The sequence below is a fragment of the Bradyrhizobium sp. AUGA SZCCT0105 genome (assembly GCF_018129565.1).
In the GTDB taxonomy this organism is placed as follows: domain Bacteria; phylum Pseudomonadota; class Alphaproteobacteria; order Rhizobiales; family Xanthobacteraceae; genus Bradyrhizobium.
Genome location: NZ_JAFCMK010000018.1, coordinates 19,865 through 38,489, shown reverse-complemented (window position 1 = coordinate 38,489; position 18,625 = coordinate 19,865). Strand labels below are relative to the sequence as shown.

The window sequence follows — 18,625 nt, the reverse complement described above, 5'->3', positions numbered from 1 at the left end:
TGGACTCCGCCAAGAACGACGACCATGGACGACTATCGCGACCTGGTGATTGCTGGTCTGGCGGTGCTGTGTGCGGGTCTCATGTTGGTCGCCGGCCTCCTGTTCATTCTGGGTTCGTCCGACGGGTCAAAACCGGCGGAGATCGAGCCGCCAAGCCCGCAGGTCGCTGCATCGAGTCCTTTGGAGATGGCGCCGGCGAAGCACGATTCGATCGCCAATTTCAGATGAAGGCAAACTGAGGCGCGGTGCCCGAAGCCCCGGCGAGATGAAAGCGCGCCATTGTTGCCGATCCTGCGGCTTGAAGATCAAAGGCCAATTTCAGATGCCTGGGTCATCGTCGCTTCTTTACCTGCTTTCGCTTGGCCTTCAACACGTCCGCTTGAGTGCGATAGGCCTTTGCCAAGTTCAAAAGGTTTGCATCAGCGGTCACTCTCGCCTTTCGCTCGGCTTTGTCGGCCTGCTTGCGCAAGAATTTGGTTGCCTTTGCCATGGCATCAAACTCTGACTTATTCTTCAACATCCATGATCGCGCTACCTCTGTTTCGGAAAGATAGGCGAGGCGCCTCGCCGTGAGCGGGCCGACCACCTGCGCGAAGTCAGCTTGCCTTTCTGTCGACATGCTCGAAGGATGCTGCCGTAATCTGCGGCTCCTCGAGATCGAGTAGCGCGTCGATCACTTCCTGGAGATGGGAAGGCGTCGCCAGCAAGTTACCTTTCGAGTGCTCCGTCTCAATCTTAGAGGCATGAAGAGCCCAGCGCCGCAGGATGTCGCGCTTTCGCGCCGGCGACAGATTGCTGTCCAGCAGCACCTGTTGCGGATCTGCGTAGCTCTCGGCAGGTTCAGCCCCAGGCCCGGACCCGTGGCGGATCACCTCCGGCCCAAGGGTCCGCTCAATCCATTCCAGCCGTCGGCGCCGCTGCTGGCTGGCGGCTAGGCCCTCAACCTCGGGATTGTCCGAAACCAGGCGCGGCTTCGCCCCCTGCGCCGGCAAGCCCTGCACTGAGTATTGCAGACCTTGGCGGCGCGCATATGCGATGGCGGCTGCGGCGGACGGGAACGAAAGTTTGACCTGGGAGAGGGGATCGTCGTCGCCGGTCCAACCCATCAGCGGTTCGATGTACGGGGCCGAGCGGCGCTCGAAACGCAGCGTCCAGCGCTGTGCGCGAGCCCGTCCCGAAGTCATCGGCGAGGGGGCAGCCTTGTAGATCACGGCCTGCGCATCCGCCGGAAATACCGAGTTCGTCACCGGCGTCTCTGAAACGGGCCGACGCGTCGTAAAGTCCGAATGTGTCGATAAAGGCGCGATGTTCATGAACGCCTCCTTCGAACCAGGCGGGCGGGGGCGGCCCCCCGTCCGCTTCGTCTTACTTTCCGTTGATGGCGATCCTTTTCACCTTCCGCTGTTCCGTAGGTGACTTCGGCAGCGTGACGGTGAGGACCCCGTTCTTGAACGACGCGGCGACGTTATCCTGGTCGACGTCGTCGACGGGAATACGCCGCTCGAAACGTCCATAGTGGCGCTCGCTGAAGCGACGCTCCTTGTCTTCCGTTTCGCTCTTCTTCTCGCCGCTGATCGTCAGCACGCCGTCGGCAAGTTCGACCTCGACGTCTTTCTGCTCGATGCCGGGAAGCTCGGCGATAACCTTCACTTCCTTGTCGGTCTCGTTGAGCTCGACGCTGGGCCACCCCATCGTCGCCGGCGGGGCGAACCGGTCGATATCGACGCCGCGGAATACGTCGTCGAAGAGCCGATTCATCTCGCGATGCAGCGAAAGAAACGGGTTGTCGCCCTCGGTGCGTCGCGCAGGTACATTGCGGGAGCCGTTGTTCCATGGAATGAGTTCGCGTAGTGCCATTGTGGTCCTCCTTTCTCGGGTTTGGTCGTCAATCGACCAGCAGTCCGCAGCGCGAACCGAGCCGCGCAGCGGCTCGCTGGGCAGCAGCCGGTGTCAGGCCGCCTGTGTCCGATCGCTCTTCTGGTGGTCGTTGCCGGCAACGTCGATCGTGATTTGACGCGGCTTCAGCGCCTCCGGCACTTCCCGCGCCAGGGCAATCCTGAGCAGGCCGTCTTCGAACGTCGCGTCCTTGACCTGGACGTAGTCGGCCAGGTTGAATACGCGCCGGAAGGGCCGGACGGGGATTCCCCGATACAGGTAGTCGCGTTCATCCTCGTTGGCCTTGCGGCCTTCGACCGTGAGCGTCGAGCGCTCTGCGGTGATCGCCACGTCGGCCGGGGTGAAGCCGACCAGCGCCAGCGAAATCCGGTACTGGTCCTCGCTGATGCGTTCGATATCATACGGCGGGAAAGTGTCGCCGTCGTCTACCGTATCGTTCACCAGGTCTAAGAGGCGGTCGAACCCGATGGTCGAGCGCCAGAAGGGTGATAGATCGTAGGTTCTCATAACCACATCCTCCGCTGAGCAATATGGATAGGAGCAACATCGGAGTATCTCCCCGATGGCCTCTGCCGGACCCGAAGAGGCATCCGGCGCCACGCTCCCGCGTGGCTGCACAAAAACTAGGATGGGGCGATTTCGTTTCAAGGGGAGTGTAGGACGCGAAAAGCGACCGGCCGACGGACCGGTCGTGCCACATGAAGAAACCTGGAAAGTCGAATGTCGCCGCTTCGGCCGACGACGGGCAAAGTCTCGGGCCTCATGTCGCCGACGCCCTGGTGGCGCAGCGGAAGCCCGTTAACCAGACGGCCCAGGCATGAAAATTTTCCGGGCCTCCCTTGAAACCAAATTCGGTTTCTCTAATTTTCGAGTCGCCGCCGCAGGGCGGCTCTCCGGGCGCCTGACGGGCTCGGCGAATCCAGAGACGGGCACCGGTCGTGTCCGGTGCCGCTCGTAACCATTTTGCTCCGTGGAGGATCTGGCTATGCGCAGTTACGACTTCTCACCGCTCTGGCGTTCGACCATCGGTTTCGACCGCCTTTTCGACCTCGCTGAATCCGCCCAGCGCGCGACCGAGGACAATTACCCGCCCTACAACATCGAACGGCTCGGCGACGATCGCTACCAGATTTCGCTCGCGGTGGCAGGCTTCTCTCCCGACGAAATCTCGGTGACGGCCGAGCAGAACGTCGTGACGATCGAGGGCAACAAGACGGACAAGACTGAACGCGAATTTATGTACCGCGGCATCTCGACCCGCGCGTTCAAGCGCCAGTTCAACCTGGCCGACTACGTTCAGGTCAAGAACGCGTCCTTCGACAACGGTCTGCTCAAGATCGAACTCGTCCGGGAGATTCCCGAGGCCATGAAGCCGCGACGGATCGCCATCAATGGAGCGACGCCGGACAACCTGCACAAGCTCGAATCCAGGGCGGCTTGAACCAGTACGTATTGCGGCGGCCCGGTCTACGGGCCGTCCATCCACTCGTCTTCGAAGGGAGGAAAACATGCGGCCGACGACCGCCACCGACAACGTCTTCGACTTCCAAGCGCTCCTGCACCCCGGCACCGTCTTCGAGCATCCCAAGGACGTGGTTAGGCATCCGTCGCTTTCGCTGGCCGAGAAGCGGGCGATCCTCGCCTCCTGGGCTTCCGACGCTTCGGCGATTGCGTCATGTCCGGGGCTTCGTGCGCCCCATGGACTGAAGGCGCCTGTCAGCATCGATGCCATCCTGGATGCATTATGCGATCTGGATGGCGGCCCACGCAATCCGCGCAATCCGCCCGGCGGAAAGCCAAAGCGACGGTTTTCCACGTCGCGGGTGCTGGCGGCGTGAGGAGGATCCCATGGAAGATATCCGTCTACCCCGTTACGTAATCGACCGTCTGGAGCAGCGTTGGACGAGCCGGTTGCAACAGGATGCGAAGACCTGGAGCATCGACAGAAAGAAGCCCGTGCAGGCGCGCCACGTCCAGACCGACGGCTCGCGGGTCATCCCCGCGCTCGGGGCCACTGAACTGGCGTCGGCCTTTAACGGGTGTGACTGGCTGTACGGGAGGAATGAATGAGGATCGCGCAGATTGCGCCGCTCTTCGAGAGCGTCCCGCCACGGCTGTATGGCGGAACGGAGCGGGTCGTTTCATATTTGACCGAGGAGCTGATCAGGCAAGGTCATCAGGTCACGCTTTTCGCCAGCGGCGATTCCATCACCTCCGCCGAACTCGTTCCGTGCGTGCCCCGGGCTTTGCGCCTCGATCCGGACGCCCGCGACCCGATCCCGCATCACGCGCTGATGCTCGACAAGGTGCGGGAGCGCGCTGACGATTTCGACATCCTGCACTTTCACGTCGATTACTTGCACTTTCCTCTGTTCCGATCGGAGTCCGGACGGACAGTGACGACGCTGCATGGCCGGCAGGACCTTGCCGATCACATGCCGTTCTATCGCTGGTTTTCGGAGATGCCGCTGATCTCCATCTCCAATGCGCAACGGGCGCCATTGCCCAGCGCGAAATTCGTCGGAACCGTATATCACGGCATCCCGCTCGATCTTCACAAGTCGACTTGGACGTCGGCGGGCGGCTACCTTGCGTTTCTTGGTCGCATCTCGCCCGAGAAACGGCCCGACCGCGCCATTGCCATTGCGCGGGCTGCGGGCGTGCCGCTTAAGATTGCGGCGAAGGTTGATAAGGTCGACGAGGCCTACTTCCAGGAGGTCATTGCGCCACTCTTGAACGGGACGGACGTCGAGTTCGTTGGCGAGATCAACGAGAGCGCCAAGACCGAGTTTCTCGGCCGGGCGGCCGGATTGCTTTTCCCCATCGATTGGCCCGAGCCGTTCGGGCTGGTCATGATCGAGGCCATGGCCTGCGGAACGCCGGTGCTTGCCTTCCGCTGCGGATCGGTCCCCGAGATCGTCGAGGACGGGCTGACCGGGCGCATCGTCTCAAGCCTCGATGAGGCGGTGCAGGCCATTCCAGAGCTGTTGGCGTTGGACCGGAAAGCGATCCGGATGCGCTTCGAGGAGCGGTTCTCCTCCCGTCGCATGGCATCGGACTACGTGAAAATCTACCACTCCATTCTCCGTAGCCACGCTGCGCGGCAGACCAAGATTTCGGCCGTTGCCGCCTTATCCGCGAAGGCCGCGGGTAGTTTGGAAGGGTCGCCCGCGATAGGTCGGCTGGATGCGCTTGAACAGGTCATCATGCGACCCGAAGAAGGTCGTCGGAAGGGCGCAGCGGGGGCGAAGCAAAAACGAACTTCAGGATGTGGCGCGAGCCTGGGGCTGGAGGCCTGAATTCCGTCGGCGTCCTTGTCCGGCGATCGCATCACCAGGGCGCTAAGATCCGCACTCCCCGTGGCTGGTCCTGAGGCGTGTGCGGCCTAGTGCCGTGCAAGCTCCGACGATGCCGCCCCAGCCTTGCCTCCGTTCCACCCTTTTGATCACCGGCCGATGCCCTTCAGGACCTTCTGCATCTGCCGATCTACGTTTACGCGGTAGCCGCCGCTCGGCCCGCGTCAGTGATCCGGTATTCGATATCGCCAGATGGAAGCGGCTCGGTTTCCACGAGACCCAGCTCCACCAGCCGTGCCACGATCTCATGGTCGAACATCGGCGGGCTGACCCAGGATTCGCCGAGCAGCTTCCTCAAAAATTCGCGCTCCAGCTCGGTCAGCTCCATCCTCGAACTCCGCTCATCCAGAACGAGGCCACCATGGCTTCAGCCAGGAACGGAGCCATCGTCCTCCCCGTTGACTCCGGAAGACAACATCCGGGAGGTCAACATGGCCATGGAAGATCGCGAGACGTTCAGCCTTATCGGAAGCGACAAGGTCGAGGGCACGAACGTCTACGGGGCCGACGGCGAAAAGGTCGGCTATATCGAGCGCGTCATGATCGACAAGGTCAGCGGCAAGGTTTCGTACGCGGTGCTGAGCTTCGGCGGCCTGCTCGGCATCGGTGACGATCACTATCCGCTGCCCTGGCAGGCGCTGAAATACGACACCAACCTCGCGGGCTACGTCAGCGGCATCACCCAGGACCAGCTCCGCGGCGCCCCCAAATATGCCGACGAGAGCAGTTGGAATTGGAGCGACCCCGCCACCACGCGCTCCGTGAACGCCTACTACGGCGTGCCGGTGGCTTGAGGCGGGCGGGCCAACGCGCCCGCCGTCACGCCAGACGACCCGCATGGGCTGTCGAGGAGACTTGAAGAGTGAGTAACGCCGTTCGTGTCCTGGTCGTGGAGGATGAAGTGCTGATCTGCAGCTTCATCGAGGACGCCTTGTCGGACGGCGGCTTCGAGGCCTGCTCGGTCCATTCGGGAGAGGCGGCCCTGTCGACCTTTCGCGACGGCCACGAAGGGTGTCAGGCGCTGCTGACGGACGTCAACCTGGGTGGTGGCATCAGCGGATGGGATCTGGCGCGGCAGGTTAGGGAGATCGCGCCTGGCTTTCCCGTGGTCTACATGACGAGCGCCAAGCGCGCCGGTCTGGAAATCGCAGGGCGTCGATGGCAGCCTTCTGATCGAGAAGCCCTTTGCGCCGGCGCAATTGGCTGCCGCCGTCTCGCAGCTACTCGATACCGGGACCGGGTCGGGTTGAACCGGATCGCTGGGAGGCTGCGATCCTTCGGCGCGGATCAGCGGATCGTCAGCGTGGCGGCGATGGCTTGGCCCTGCACTCGGCAGCGGCGCGAGCCGCCGCGACCGCCATCCAGTCCCGCAGCAGGCCTCTGTCCTCTCTCGAAAAGGACGCGCGCCGCTTGAGATCGTCCAGGGTCTCGCCGGGATGGCATCGCTGAGCGCCTCCGCGTGGTGGAATCTGCCGTCGTGACGGCCACACTCACCGCCGCAGCGGCACGCATGAACGGCTCATGGCGCAACTGGAGAGCGATCCTGGACCGAACGAGCGCGAGGAAATCGAAAGACTGCTCGCGCAGATCGAGACCGCACTGAGCTTGCTAGAACCGGGAGATGCCGTCGGTCACCCCCATGCCAAGGAGCGTGCCTTGGAGATCGCGCGTCGCGATCCACTCGTCGGGCTTTCCAATCGAGCCGTCGTGGCACTGATAAGAAATGTCCTCGACGAGCTTGGCGACACGTGTCCCGAATGCGCACGGGAGCAAAGTGGTCAGCTGGCATCCTGATCAGGGCCTCTCTCGAGTTCCATCGCCCGATCGGACTCGACATTTGTTCTCTTAATGTTCTAATTCAACGATGTCCGACCGACCCGCGAGCTGGCCCATGCCGAGACCGAAGCAGATGGATAAAATGGCCGCTCTCGTCGGCAGAAACGTGTCCCAGAAGCCCGGATTGGCTCCCGACGCGGATCTGCCCGCGGAATACTGGCAGGCGCTCCTGGACGATCCTCGCGCCGAGGCGCGGTCAAGCCCATCCGAAGCGGCGCTGCGGTTGGACCAAATTCCTAGGCATCTGCTCAGGGTGGGCTGCCGGCGCTGCGCCAGAGTGGTCGAGGTCCAGAAGGTGGACGCCGTTCGCCTCTATGGTCGAGAGGCGCTTTGGAAGGATGTCGTGCGGCGGCTCTTGGACAACACGTGCTCGCAGCGCACCGGTCGCCATGAGGAAGACGGCTGCTGGCCGTCGTTCGAGTGATCGCGCCCGGATGGCGCCGAGGCACCACCCGACCCCGCTTAGCGGCGGCGACCGCAAGGCGCTGCAGAAGGAGCTCGGCCGGGCCCGCGCCATGACCAGCATCCTCGCCGCCCAAGCCGCCGAGGCCCGCTCCAAAGGCGAGCCCCTGATCCGTCAGGCCGACAAGCTACTCTGCGAGTCCTGGAATGAGCGGATGTGGGCGGACGGCGGTCCAATCGATCCGTCTCCCACGATCGACCAGGCCGTGAACGGGACCTACCCATGGCTCGAGATCGAGTGCTCGCGCTGCAAGAACAAGCGCGACGTCGATTTGGCTGCGCTGCGCCATCCGCCGACCACGTTCGTCCATGACTTGGCGAGTCGACTTCGCTGCAGCAAATGCGCCAAGGCTAATCGCCGGCCCGCTGCCACGCTGCTACAGTTGGCCCAGCGCCCTCGCCAGGCCGCTCCGGAGACCTGACGATGTGCAACCTCTACAGCATCACGACCAACCAGGCCGCGATCAGCGCGCTCTTCCGCGTCGTCAACCGCTACGTCGGCAACCTCGCGCCGATGCCCGGCGTCTTTCCCGACTACAGGGCGCCGATTGTCCGCAACGGCGCGGACGGCCGGGAGCTCGCGCTTGCCCGCTGGGGCATGCCGTCGTCGTCGAAGGCGCTCATGGACGCGACGAAGAAGCGGGCCGAAAAGCTGCAAGCGAAGGGTAAGACCGTCGATTTTAAGGAATTGCTCCGGATGGAGCCGGACAGCGGCACGACCAACATCCGCAACGTGAAGAGCAAACACTGGACACGGTGGCTGGGTCCAGAGCACCGCTGCGTGGTGCCGTTCAATTCGTTCAGCGAGTTCAACAAGGCCGAAGGCGGCGACATCTGGTTCGCCCTCGACGAAAGCCGTCCTCTCGCGTGCTTCGCCGGCATCTGGACCAACTGGACCTCGGTCCGGAAGGTCAAGGAAGGCGAGACCACCAACGACCTCTACGCGTTTCTGACGACGGAGCCGAACGCGGAGGTCGGCGCCATCCATCCGAAGGCGATGCCGGTGATCTTGACGACGCCCCAGGAGGTCGAGACCTGGATGACCGCGTCGCCAGACGAAGCACTGCGGCTGCAGCGGCCGCTCCCGGATGGCGCGCTGCGGATCGTAGCTCGCGGCGTGAAGGAAGATCCGGCGCCAGCGGCCTAAGTTCTGTACTAGCCGCGGGACGGGTGGACCGGGAGCATCGCCGCATGTCTACGGGCCGATCTACTTGTCGGATCACTTCGCTCTCTTCCAAATTACGTCAACTATGTCTCCCGCAGGAGGACGAACAGTCAGCGTCAGTTGATCTCCTGAAACCGTGACGAAGCGTTTCTGTTGCGCGCCATTCCAGTTGGGAAACGAACTGCCTTCGACCTGGATCGCGATGCTGCCATCTGCCTCGTTCGTCGAATACGTTCCGAAGTAGGTTATCGTGCCGTCCGCGGTCTCTTTGTTCTCCTCGGATGTGCCCTGCCACAGGGCATTGCTCGCGTATTTGGCTCGATCCGATCGCATCACCGTGATGATGTCGTGCCCATCCACGTCGAAGAAAGCGATGCCCTTCGGAGCGGCCCCATAACGCTCGATCTTGGTGCCGTCGGTTTTCTTCTGCTCCCACGACAGCAGCGTCCACGTACCGACCAGTTGATCTTTCAACGATTGCTTCTGCCCGATCGCGTCGACTGTCATCATGATAAATCCAGAAGCCGCAATCGCGCACGCGGCGAAAATTGCACGCAAAGTCATCGGTCCATCCCTAGGCAATAGTCTCGACCAGGCGCCTGCACGGTACCATGCACAGCCACGCCGGTTCAAACCGTCATCCAGCTATTCAATGCGCTGGCTGCTTCTCGCCTGCGGCGTAACCCGCCGGCCGAAGCCAGCGTCGCGCGCGACGGCCACGGCACGAGCCCGGTTGTTCGCGCCGAGCTTACCCAACACGGTCGAGACATGATTTCTGACCGTCTTCGCCGAGATCTTCAGCCGGGCCGAGATGTCGGCATTGGTCATGCCGTGCGCAAGAAGTTCGACGACGTCGCGCTCCCGCGCCGTCAACTCCTCGAACGACTCGGTATTGCCGTCGTGCGGAGTGTGCGCAAGGAAATCGTCGAGCTCACGAACGAACTGCTTCCAGGCGGGCTCGCTGCCCAACAGAATGTGGTTGCGGCTCTCCAGCGGCACGAAGCGCGCACCGGGTATCAACGCCGCGACCTTGCGGCCTTCATCGAAAGGCAACACCGCGCTCCGGCGGGAATGAAAGACGAGCGTCGGACAGCGCACGTGCTGCAGCAGGTCCTGCATGTCGCTCTCCACAAGCGTGCGCAGCAACGCGACGCCGTTCTCGGCGGAAGTCGTCACGCGCAGCAGATCGTTGAAGGAACGGGCCTGCTCCGCGGTCGCGTCCGGAATGTGCAGAGACGTCAGGAAGGTGCCGAACCCGGGGACGTCCTGCGGCCAGCCCATCTCGAACGCCTTGAGTTGGACCTGCATGTTCTCGACCTGCTCAAGCGGAGCCTTGGCCGTCAAGGGTCCCGCCGCCGACGTCCCGTAAAGGACAAGTTGGTCGACGCGATCAGGATTTTGCACCACGAAGGGAAGAACGACCCGCGCGCCGCCGGACATGGCCAGAAGCGAGAAACTGGAAACTCCGGACGCGCTGACGACGGCTTCGAAGTCCTCGACGAGCTTCTCGAACGTAAACTCGACGTTCGTACGGTCGGAAAGGCCTGTCCCGCGAAAATCGAAGCGGACCAGAGTATGGCGCTTTGCAAGCGCAGCGATCCAAGGCCGCCAGACCGGGCTGTCCCAATCGAAGTCCAGATGGTGGACGAAATGCGCGACCCACACCAGCGGCGGTCCGCTACCGCATATTCCGTAGGCGATGCGGGTGCCATCGCGGCTGGTGCAAAAACGTATCTGCTGCGTTTGAGGCAACACGATCTACCCAGGAGTCTTCGTTCGGCAAGATATCCGGCCGAAAACTACCATAGCCGCGACTAGACCGTCGAGGGCCACTCCCCGATCCCGCCAGGCCCGTATTCCCCAAGAAGCGCGTCGATCGGAGGTCGAAGCCCGGCGCCTCCGGGCTCGAGATGTTCGCCCAAGCGACGTCCGCGGGCGACGAGCTCGCTGCCCGCAGGCTTTCGACGACGTTCGTAGAGCGCCAGTGCGGCGCCGACATCTCCTTCCTTGACAAGCTCATCGGCAAGCGCCCAAGCGTCCTGCGCTGCTTTGGTGACGCTGGTGCCGACATGCGGTCTGGCCACAAAAGCCGCGTCGCCGACCAGCGCGGCGCGACCGAACGCCATGCGCGTCGTTTCGAGATCAAAGATCGCAGACAAGATCGGCTGCCGAGCGCCGGCGACCAATTCGGCCAACTGGGGAGCCAGTAACCTGCGAGCGGCCAGGTGGAGATCCGCGACGACCTCCTTTCGGATCAAAGGAGGAGGTATCGAGTCTCCGTGACAAACTCCCATCGCATCGGTACACCAATCTCGCAGCGTGGTCTCGAAGTTTGCGGGACGAAACCAGACGAACATGCATCTGCGGTGGCCGGCCCCGTCGCTGTCGGCGATCGGGATGGAAAACGCGAGTTCGCCGTTCGGAAGGCAGAACACCATGTCCTGAAGTGTAGTGGCGCGCCACTGTGGCGGGATCTGACTTTCCTCGACGATGCCTCGCCACGCGACATAGCCGGCATAGCGGGGGACGACTTGAGGCGCGTACTGTCGACGCACCGTCGAACGGATGCCGTCTGCGCCAATCAGCAGATCGCCGTCGATGCGCGTCCCGTTTTCGAACAAAGCAATGACCCTGCGCTCCGACTGTTCGCAGCGGAGCAGCGTCATTCCTCCATGGTATTGTCCGGTCCTGAAGGATTCCCTGAGAGATTGGTAGACCCGGTCCCAAGCCGTCGTCACTTCTCGCACCGGCACCCGGCAGACTGGCTCACCCGTTCGATCGACGCAGACGTGCGAGCGCACCTCCGTCCACATCGACCTGTCGATACGGATTCCGATCTGTCGCATGACCATGAACAGGTCGGACTGCGCGCCGAGCCCGGCCCCCCGCCCGGCGAGATCGCCGCACGCGCGTTCGAAGATCTCGACCTGCCACCCGATGCTCCGAAGTAGGTTCGCCGTGAGCAGTCCGCTTAGGGAGCCGCCGATGACCAGGGCGCGGGGTGTGCTCATCTCGACGGCTCCGCCGGACTCGGCATCAGTCGATCCTGAGACCAGTCGCGTCGATCAGACGCTTCCATCGTATGCTTTCGGCCCTGATGAAGGCGGCGGCTTCGTCCTGAGTTCCGCCCACCGGCGTCGCCGAAAGATCGGTAAGGCGTCCGGCCACGTCGGGGCGCGCTAGGACTTCCGCGATCGCAGCGGAAAGCTTTGCGACTATAGCGTCGGGTGTCTTCGGAGGAGCAACCATCGCAAACCATTCCTCATGGGCGAATCCCGGCACGGACTCGGAAATTGTCGGAACGGTCGGCTCCTGTCGCAGGCGAGCCGGCGTCGTGACGGCAAGCAGCTTGAGCTTGCCCTCCTTGATGCTGCCTGCGACGTTGCCGTACAGGTCGATCATCATGTCGATATGACCGCCGATCAGATCGTTCATGGCCGGCGCCATTCCTTGATACGGCACGTGGACCAGGCGAATGCCGGCAGCCTGCATCAACTGCTCGGTGGCGAGATGCGGCGTGCTCCCCGTTCCCGGCGATCCGAAGGTCAGTTTGCCGGGATTGGCCTTGGCATAGGCGAGCAATTCTCCGAGGTTCGATGCCGGCACCTTGGGATTGACGACGAGGACAGTCGGAAGTTTGACCATCAGGCTCACGGGCACGAACGCGTCCGGATCGAAGCTCAACTTGCTCCGCAGGTGACCGCTGACGACGAGCGGTCCAGGTGGCGAAGCCAGCAGCGTGTACCCGTCGGGATCCGACCTGGCCACGGCCTCGGCACCGAGGTTCTGAGCCGCGCCAGGCCGGTTCTCGACGATGACGGCGATGCTCCATTTCGCCGAAAGCTTCTCGGCGATGATCCGGGGCACCACGTCCAGCAATGGACCCGGCGGAACGGGTACGACGATCTTGATCGTGCGGTGAGGAAAATCCTCGGCCGCGGCACGGACCATGGCACCGTTCATCCAAATGGCAGCCATGAGGCAAGCCGTAATTGAACTCCGGACAACATAATTCACTGATTGTCTCCTCGAGGCAGCGATGGAGCCGAGCGTACGGAAGCAATAGAACGTGAATTAGTCGGCCGTCATGGGGCCGATGTCCTAGGAATCATCCCAAGTGTGAACTTAAGCGTCCCGAAAATCGGGACGTGATCGGTCAATGCAAAAAACGACTTCAGTCTGCTAGGGGGCAGACTCGGACTGGCCAAGGCTTCCGTTCAACCATCAAGTCTGGACGTCGCCGGTCGACGTGGCCATGCCGGCTTAGGGCCGATATTGTTGCAAAAGTCGGTTGAGGCGGGTCGGCAAGCGTGATTCCGTTGTGTTGACGCGAATCGCGACGAGGTCGATCCATGATGGGCCGTCTGAAGAGTGACCAAGGTCAACTGTTCTACGAGTTTCATCTCAGCGACGCGGTTCCCGAAGATCATCTGGTGCGGTAGATCGACAGTGCTCTCGATCTGTCCTGGCTTCGCAGCGAACTTGCTCCTCATTATTCGTCCATGGGTCGCCCGTCGATCGATCCGGAGCTGATGATCCGGATGCTGATCGTAGGATATGTCTTCGCGGTCCGCTCGGAGCGACTGCTCTGCCGTGAAGTGCAGGTGAACCTGGCTTATCGGTGGTTTTGCAAGCTCGGCATTGAGGATGCCGTGCCGGATCATTCGGCGTTCTCGCGTGCCCGCAATGAGCGCTTTCGCGAAGGGGATGTTTTTCGTCGTGTGTTTGAACGTGTCGTCGAGGCCTGCATTGCGGTCGGTCTGGTTGGTGGCGAAGGCTTTGCAGTCGATGCGAGCCTGATTGCGGCTGACGCCAACAAGCAGCGCTCGATCGCGGGTCAGGATTGGCGCAGGGACCGTGATCCGGCGAGGTCAAGCCGCGCGGTGAAGGAGTATCTGGCGACCCTCGACGATACCGCGTGGGGCGCCGCCAGCGACGTTATCCCGAAGTTCGTTTCGCCCTCTGACCCTGCGGCCCAGTGGACCGGCGCTCACAAGGGCGCGGCATTCTTCGCTTACGCCGACAACTATCTCATCGACGTGAAGTTCGGCGTCATCCTCGATGTCGAAGCTACCCGTGCCATTCGCCAGGCCGAGGTCGGCGCGGCAAAGACCATGATCGAGCGGACGGAGGAGCGCTTTGGTCTCAAGCCGGAGCGGCTTGTCGGGGATACCGCCTACGGAGCAGCTCCGATGCTGAACTGGCTGGTCGAGGAGAAGGGCATCGCGCCACATATCCCCGTCTTCGACAAGTCGAAACGGGATGACGGCACCTTCTCGCGCAGCGATTTTCGATATGATCCAACCAGCGACGTCTACCACTGCCCTGGCGGAAAGCGGCTCGGGACGAGCGGCACCGTACACGAGGGCAAAACGCTTCTGTATCGTGCGAGCAAGCTCGACTGCGACGCATGCCCGCTTAAACCGCAGTGCTGTCCAAAAGAACCATCGCGCAAGATCCCGCGCGACATACATGAGCACGCGCGGGACGTCGCCCGGTCGTTCGCTGGCACCGAGGGCTTCGAGACGTCGCGACGTCAGCGCAAGAAGGTCGAGATGCAGTTTGCACACTTGAAGCGCATCTTGAGGCTTGGGCGGCTCCGGCTTCGTGGCCCACGGGGCGCCCAGGACGAGTTTGTTCTCGCTGCCATCGCTCAAAATCTGAGGCGCCTCGCGTCGTTCGTTGCGCGACCACCACCCGCTCATGCCACGTGCATTGCGTAGCGTAGGAGTTGCGTTGAGAGCGTCGGGGTCGGCGGATCAAAGCCGGTCGGCCTTGCCGAATGGCTGAAAGACATCCGTCGGTACAGCCGACTTTTGCAACAAAATCGGCCAGAGGCAGACTGACGTGCCGAGGGGTTCGCCCGCTACCGGCTGCAGGCGTCGTCGCATAGCCATGACTTAGTGCCACGGGATGTCACCCCTTGGCTGCGAATACGTAGCCGTTGCCATCCTTGGCAAGCGTGCCGACGTTCGGCATCAACCAGTGAGTACCAGAAATGGTGAGCTTGTCGGCGACCGCGCGATCGAAGATCTTCCTTCGCGTTTCCACCGCCATTTGTGGATCCTGATCGATTGAGAGCTGCCACTCGGGATGTGTTGCAATGTGGGGCGCAAGATTGACCACGTCGGCGCTGATCAGGAACTGCTCGCCGCCGGAAACGACCAGATGCGCGACCATTCCCGGGCTATGGCCGGGCACCTCGATTGCGTGCACGCCAGGCAGGAGTTCAGGTTCTCCCTCAAAGGTCCTGACGTTTTTCCAAGTCGCCACAGTAGACTGAATGCGCTGCGCGAGGCCCTTGCGCGTCGGTCCAAGATCGAGCGACTCGACCCCCGGGCGCGTCCACCATTCCAGTTCCGCGGCGGGCACCACGATGTCGGCGTCCGGGAAGACCTGCGCATCGCTCTCATTGTTCATGAGGCCATAAATGTGGTCGCCGTGGAGATGGGAGATGAGGATCGTCTTGACGGCCTTTGGGTCAAGGCCCGCCGCCGCCATGCTCTCGAATAACCGGCCGTTCCCCTCGCCATAAATCGGATGACCGCCCGTACCCGAGTCGATCAGGACCACTTGATCGCGCAGCTTGAGCGCCATGACGATAAACCGCACGGGCGCCTGATTTTCTGGAAAACCGGCACGCCGCAACACGGTCTTCACCTGTTCGGCGCTGACATTCCTGACCATACCGTCGCGCAGCGGCGCGTCCCGCAGGCCATCAATCAGAGAGAAGATTTCAATGTCGCCGACCTTGTATTTGCGGAAAGATTGAGTGACGGACTGTTGAGCGTGAGCCGAGTCGATAAACGTGATCGGCTTGTCGAGTCCAAACGCGGCGCAAGCGCCTGCTGCGCCAAGTGTGAGGTCGCGGCGCGAAATATCGAACATCGTTCGCTACTCCTCGTTGGATGATCAGCATATCAACGAGAACGTGCGCTGCACAAGGCGGTTGTGGGCATCAGACATCAGGCGTGCCGCGGCTACACTCGCCCGAAGGGTATCGCGGGTTTTGTGGGTTTCGGCTAATCTGCCAAAGTTGAGCACGATCTACTTTTAAGGAGGACAACGTGGTGCGTCTCCTTGCCGTGGCCTTGGCCGCCTATTGCTATCTGCAGCCTGCGTTGCTTCTCGCGGACGATGCAGCAGGGCAACTCGCAGGTAGCTGGAAACTCACAGCCTGGACCATTCAGATTATCGGTGGCGAGCTCACCGAACCGATGGGCCAGGATCCGAAAGGGCGGGCAGTTTTTACGCCGGACGGGCACGTCGCGTTCATCATTACCGCGGCAAATCGCAAGCCGGCGACCAACGATGCGGAGTCGGCAGCCCTGCTCAAGAGTCTTCTTGCCTACACCGGAAAGTTCACAATAGAGGGCGACAGGTTTACGACCAAGGTCACATTTCGTGGAACGAGCTTCTAACGGGTCAAGATCAAGTCAGATTCTTCAAGCTCGAAGGGGACAAGCTGAGCCTCAGAACGGCCGAACAAATCAGCGCCGTCTATCCGGGCAAGAAAGTCGTGGGAACACTAGAATGGGAACGCGAGCGCTAAGGCGGACAAGCTCGAAGTTGCGCACCCCTTAGCAGCGTGATTCAACGAAAAGTAAGTCCGCTTTGCCCCTACAGGAACAGGTGGACAAGCCGGAGCCCTGCCGATCGCGAATCCCTGCCCCGTGCTAACCGCCAGGAACGAGCCGGCGGTCCGAAGGATTCGTCTTGGCAGGAGTGATCTCGATGCTGATGACGAAGGAAAGACGGCCGGCAATCCGGACGCTTCGCGGGTGGGCGATCGGCGTGCTGCAGGAGGCAGGCGCCATCCACGAATGCGAGGAGCATGGCTGGGCGCGGGACCGCGCGGATCCGCATGCGCGGGAGCGCGCGTTGGATATCGCAAGGCAGGAGCCACCGGACGGCATTTCTCCGGATGCGGCGCTCGCGGAGATCAGGGACGTGCTGGACTCGATCGGGGACACTTGCCCCGAGTGCGCTGCCGACGATTGACGACGATCGCTGCTGCACCTTCAGAGGTTCAGCCGTCACGCGCTTCCAGGATGAGTTCGCCGCTGGCAGTTCCCAGTTATCTGCGACAAGGGACTACAAGTGGGACGAGCCCCAAGAAGCATGCTAGGCTGCACGTCTTCTGCTCCCAGCATCATTGCCGCGAGAGGTTGATTATGCCCGCCTATTTTATTGTCCAAAACACCATCAAGGACGAAGCGCAGTACCAGAAATACGTGCAGGCCGTCGTGCCGTTCATAGCCAGCTTTGGTGGAAAGCTTGTAGCCAGACGAGCGAAGGTGGAGGTGCTGGAAGGCGAACACGATCAGCGCCCGGTCGTCATGTTCGAGTTTCCGGACATGGAGGCGATCCACGCATTCTGGAACTCGCCGGACTACGTTCCGATCAAGAAACTGCGCGAGGGTATAGCCACCATGAACATCTGGGCTTTTCCCGGCGCCTGATCGGTGCACAACTGGTGGCGGGCGCAGAGGCTAACCGGTGGCCGCGAACAGATCCCATTTGCCCGGCAGCCCCTTCAATTCGTACGAACCGCGCTCGCTGAACCTCAGTCCCGCGCCCGCGACGAGATCGGTCACAACTCGCGAAACCAGCACCTCGTCTGGCGCGGATTGCGACATGACGCGGGCCGCCGCGTGGACGGCGATGCCCCCAATGTCGCTGCCCCGCATCTCGATCTCGCCAGTATGCAGACCAGCGCGTACCGGCAAGCCGATCTGACGGGCGGCACTGCTGAACGACAGCGCACACCGGATCGCACGACCGGGCCCGTCGAAGGTGGCGAGCACGCCGTCCCCGGTGGTCTTCACCAGATTGCCTCGATGCCGGTCGATGAACTGACGCGCAAGCGCGTCGTGCTCGTCGAGGCGGCCCCGCCACCGCTGGTCGCCTATTTCGGCCGCCTGCCGCGTGGAGTCGACGATGTCGGTGAACATGACGGTCGCGAGAATGCGCTCGAGATCGGTGTCGCCCGCCTGGCGATGGCCGGTCACGAATTCCTCGATGTCGCCGACCAGGGTCTCGGTGTCCCCGGTCCAGAATGCATGATCTCCGGACGGATACTCGATGTACTTCGCCCCGGGTATTCGCGCCGCCATCTTACGGCCCAGCGCTACCGGCACTTGGGCGTCGGTCGCCCGATGCAGAATCAAGGTCGGGGCGCGGACACACGGAAGGATGGCATTCACGTCTATCCGGCGGTTGGAAATTATGTAGGACCTGATGGCGCCCGGACTGCACGCCAGCTTTTCGAACTTCGCAATGCGCGCGGCCGCGTCCGGATTGGAGGCCTCGCTCGCGAATACGTTCGCGAGAAAGCGTCCGCTGCCCCAGCGCTTGACGAGGTTCGCCAGCCTTTCATCGGCCTCTGCAGGGGAAAAGCTCGGCGGAAACAGGTCGGCGATGCGGGCAAGGCCGCCGAAAAGAACCAGGTGGGAGACGCGATCTGGATAGGTCGTCGCGAACAGAACGCTCATGGAAGCGCCCTCGGAGAAACCGACCAACACGGCCCGCCGCGATCCGATTGCGTCCATCACCGCCCGGACGTCGTCGATGCGGTCCTCGAGCGAAGGCACATCGGCAAGCCTGTCGGATAGGCCTTGTCCTCTCTTGTCGAACGTAACGACCCTCGAGAACCTGGCCATCCGGCGGAGGATTTGCGTGTAGCCGGGCAGCTCATGCTGGTAATCGATATGCGAGATGATGCCAGGGACCAGGATGATGTCGACAGGGCCGCTGCCCATGACCTGGTAGGCGATGCTGAAATCGCCGCTCTGCGCATATTGCGTCTCGGGCAATGCAAGTTCAGCCACGGCCAGCCCCGCTATGACGTTGCGGGGACTGAGTATTGGTCAGATCGTGGATGAGATCAACTGGGGCGCGAGCATCCGAG

Annotated in this window: 25 protein-coding genes and 1 pseudogene; 15 read left to right on the top strand and 11 right to left on the bottom strand. The window is 62.2% G+C overall.

Going from position 1 to position 18,625, the window contains the following annotated elements; all coding sequences use genetic code 11:
* Positions 1-24 precede the first annotated feature (24 nt).
* On the top strand, positions 25-228 hold the full coding sequence (locus tag JQ573_RS38810; protein WP_212320327.1) for a hypothetical protein: 204 nt from the start codon (positions 25-27) through the stop codon (positions 226-228).
* A gap of 103 nt (positions 229-331) precedes the next feature.
* On the opposite strand, the gene JQ573_RS38805 is transcribed toward JQ573_RS38810, so the two are convergent.
* From JQ573_RS38805 to hspE, 4 genes are all read right to left on the bottom strand, one after another.
* The gene (locus JQ573_RS38805) at positions 332-619 is read right to left on the bottom strand and encodes a hypothetical protein (RefSeq protein ID WP_212320402.1); all 288 of its coding nucleotides are present in this window, start codon (positions 617-619) and stop codon (positions 332-334) included.
* Complete coding sequence (locus JQ573_RS38800; protein ID WP_212320329.1) at positions 597-1,313, bottom strand: NADH dehydrogenase ubiquinone Fe-S protein 4; 717 nt, start codon at positions 1,311-1,313, stop codon at positions 597-599. The genes JQ573_RS38805 and JQ573_RS38800 overlap by 23 nt, the downstream gene beginning before the upstream one ends.
* Positions 1,314-1,365: 52 nt before the next feature.
* Complete coding sequence (locus JQ573_RS38795; protein WP_212320331.1) at positions 1,366-1,857, bottom strand: Hsp20/alpha crystallin family protein; 492 nt, start codon at positions 1,855-1,857, stop codon at positions 1,366-1,368.
* A gap of 93 nt (positions 1,858-1,950) precedes the next feature.
* A complete protein-coding gene (gene hspE / locus JQ573_RS38790) occupies positions 1,951-2,403 on the bottom strand; it encodes a small heat shock protein HspE (RefSeq protein WP_212320333.1) in 453 nt (150 codons plus the stop codon).
* Positions 2,404-2,881: 478 nt separating this feature from the next.
* On the opposite strand from hspE, the gene hspD reads away from it, so the two are divergent.
* From hspD to JQ573_RS38770, 4 genes are all read left to right on the top strand, one after another.
* Entirely contained in the window at positions 2,882-3,337 is a 456-nt protein-coding gene (hspD, locus tag JQ573_RS38785; RefSeq protein WP_028160472.1) for a small heat shock protein HspD, read from the top strand.
* Positions 3,338-3,404: 67 nt separating this feature from the next.
* Complete coding sequence (locus JQ573_RS38780) at positions 3,405-3,734, top strand: hypothetical protein (RefSeq protein WP_011087974.1); 330 nt, start codon at positions 3,405-3,407, stop codon at positions 3,732-3,734.
* A 10-nt stretch (positions 3,735-3,744) separates the two neighbouring features.
* Positions 3,745-3,966 (top strand): hypothetical protein, encoded by a 222-nt coding sequence (locus tag JQ573_RS38775; protein ID WP_028160473.1) that lies wholly within the window; start codon positions 3,745-3,747, stop codon positions 3,964-3,966.
* A complete protein-coding gene (locus JQ573_RS38770) occupies positions 3,963-5,195 on the top strand; it encodes a glycosyltransferase family 4 protein (RefSeq protein ID WP_212320335.1) in 1,233 nt (410 codons plus the stop codon). The genes JQ573_RS38775 and JQ573_RS38770 overlap by 4 nt, the downstream gene beginning before the upstream one ends.
* A gap of 193 nt (positions 5,196-5,388) precedes the next feature.
* On the opposite strand, the gene JQ573_RS38765 is transcribed toward JQ573_RS38770, so the two are convergent.
* A complete protein-coding gene (locus tag JQ573_RS38765) occupies positions 5,389-5,580 on the bottom strand; it encodes a hypothetical protein (RefSeq protein WP_212320337.1) in 192 nt (63 codons plus the stop codon).
* A gap of 103 nt (positions 5,581-5,683) precedes the next feature.
* Here JQ573_RS38765 and JQ573_RS38760 point away from each other — a divergent pair, with 103 nt between their 5' ends.
* From JQ573_RS38760 to JQ573_RS38735, 6 genes are all read left to right on the top strand, one after another.
* Positions 5,684-6,046: a PRC-barrel domain-containing protein gene (locus JQ573_RS38760; RefSeq protein ID WP_212320338.1), complete on the top strand. Its 363-nt coding sequence runs from the start codon at positions 5,684-5,686 to the stop codon at positions 6,044-6,046.
* A gap of 68 nt (positions 6,047-6,114) precedes the next feature.
* Positions 6,115-6,666 carry a response regulator gene (locus JQ573_RS38755; protein ID WP_409334728.1) on the top strand — a complete coding sequence of 184 codons (552 nt, stop codon included), beginning with the start codon at positions 6,115-6,117 and terminating at the stop codon, positions 6,664-6,666.
* Positions 6,667-6,773: 107 nt separating this feature from the next.
* Positions 6,774-7,046 carry a hypothetical protein gene (locus JQ573_RS38750; protein WP_212320404.1) on the top strand — a complete coding sequence of 91 codons (273 nt, stop codon included), beginning with the start codon at positions 6,774-6,776 and terminating at the stop codon, positions 7,044-7,046.
* A 97-nt stretch (positions 7,047-7,143) separates the two neighbouring features.
* The gene (locus JQ573_RS38745) at positions 7,144-7,512 is read left to right on the top strand and encodes a hypothetical protein (protein WP_249132753.1); all 369 of its coding nucleotides are present in this window, start codon (positions 7,144-7,146) and stop codon (positions 7,510-7,512) included.
* Positions 7,513-7,522: 10 nt separating this feature from the next.
* A complete protein-coding gene (locus JQ573_RS38740) occupies positions 7,523-7,972 on the top strand; it encodes a hypothetical protein (protein WP_212320343.1) in 450 nt (149 codons plus the stop codon).
* Positions 7,973-7,974: 2 nt separating this feature from the next.
* Complete coding sequence (locus JQ573_RS38735) at positions 7,975-8,697, top strand: SOS response-associated peptidase (protein ID WP_212320345.1); 723 nt, start codon at positions 7,975-7,977, stop codon at positions 8,695-8,697.
* A 72-nt stretch (positions 8,698-8,769) separates the two neighbouring features.
* On the opposite strand, the gene JQ573_RS38730 is transcribed toward JQ573_RS38735, so the two are convergent.
* The 4 genes from JQ573_RS38730 to JQ573_RS38715 form a co-directional block, all read right to left on the bottom strand.
* Complete coding sequence (locus tag JQ573_RS38730) at positions 8,770-9,279, bottom strand: lipocalin-like domain-containing protein (protein ID WP_212320347.1); 510 nt, start codon at positions 9,277-9,279, stop codon at positions 8,770-8,772.
* 81 nt (positions 9,280-9,360) lie between these two features.
* Positions 9,361-10,467, bottom strand: a complete 1,107-nt coding sequence (locus tag JQ573_RS38725) for an alpha/beta fold hydrolase (protein ID WP_212320349.1) — start codon at positions 10,465-10,467, stop codon at positions 9,361-9,363.
* Between the two features lie 62 nt (positions 10,468-10,529).
* Positions 10,530-11,726: an FAD-dependent monooxygenase gene (locus JQ573_RS38720; protein WP_212320351.1), complete on the bottom strand. Its 1,197-nt coding sequence runs from the start codon at positions 11,724-11,726 to the stop codon at positions 10,530-10,532.
* A gap of 25 nt (positions 11,727-11,751) precedes the next feature.
* Positions 11,752-12,693, bottom strand: coding sequence for a tripartite tricarboxylate transporter substrate binding protein (locus JQ573_RS38715; protein ID WP_212320353.1), 942 nt, complete (start codon positions 12,691-12,693; stop codon positions 11,752-11,754).
* 374 nt (positions 12,694-13,067) lie between these two features.
* Between JQ573_RS38715 and JQ573_RS38710 the strand changes: the two are divergent.
* Positions 13,068-14,438 (top strand): annotated as a pseudogene (locus JQ573_RS38710) (transposase).
* A 193-nt stretch (positions 14,439-14,631) separates the two neighbouring features.
* Here JQ573_RS38710 and JQ573_RS38705 read toward each other — a convergent pair.
* Positions 14,632-15,603, bottom strand: a complete 972-nt coding sequence (locus JQ573_RS38705; protein ID WP_212320355.1) for an MBL fold metallo-hydrolase — start codon at positions 15,601-15,603, stop codon at positions 14,632-14,634.
* A 179-nt stretch (positions 15,604-15,782) separates the two neighbouring features.
* On the opposite strand from JQ573_RS38705, the gene JQ573_RS40495 reads away from it, so the two are divergent.
* The 3 genes from JQ573_RS40495 to JQ573_RS38690 all read left to right on the top strand — a co-directional run bounded on the left by JQ573_RS40495 (position 15,783) and on the right by JQ573_RS38690 (position 17,177).
* On the top strand, positions 15,783-16,136 hold the full coding sequence (locus tag JQ573_RS40495) for a lipocalin-like domain-containing protein (RefSeq protein ID WP_212320358.1): 354 nt from the start codon (positions 15,783-15,785) through the stop codon (positions 16,134-16,136).
* A gap of 313 nt (positions 16,137-16,449) precedes the next feature.
* Positions 16,450-16,716 carry a hypothetical protein gene (locus JQ573_RS38695; protein WP_212320360.1) on the top strand — a complete coding sequence of 89 codons (267 nt, stop codon included), beginning with the start codon at positions 16,450-16,452 and terminating at the stop codon, positions 16,714-16,716.
* 173 nt (positions 16,717-16,889) lie between these two features.
* Positions 16,890-17,177 (top strand): DUF1330 domain-containing protein, encoded by a 288-nt coding sequence (locus JQ573_RS38690; protein ID WP_049831911.1) that lies wholly within the window; start codon positions 16,890-16,892, stop codon positions 17,175-17,177.
* A gap of 30 nt (positions 17,178-17,207) precedes the next feature.
* Here JQ573_RS38690 and JQ573_RS38685 read toward each other — a convergent pair whose 3' ends face one another.
* A complete protein-coding gene (locus JQ573_RS38685; protein ID WP_212320362.1) occupies positions 17,208-18,545 on the bottom strand; it encodes an adenylate/guanylate cyclase domain-containing protein in 1,338 nt (445 codons plus the stop codon).
* Positions 18,546-18,625: the final 80 nt, after the last annotated feature.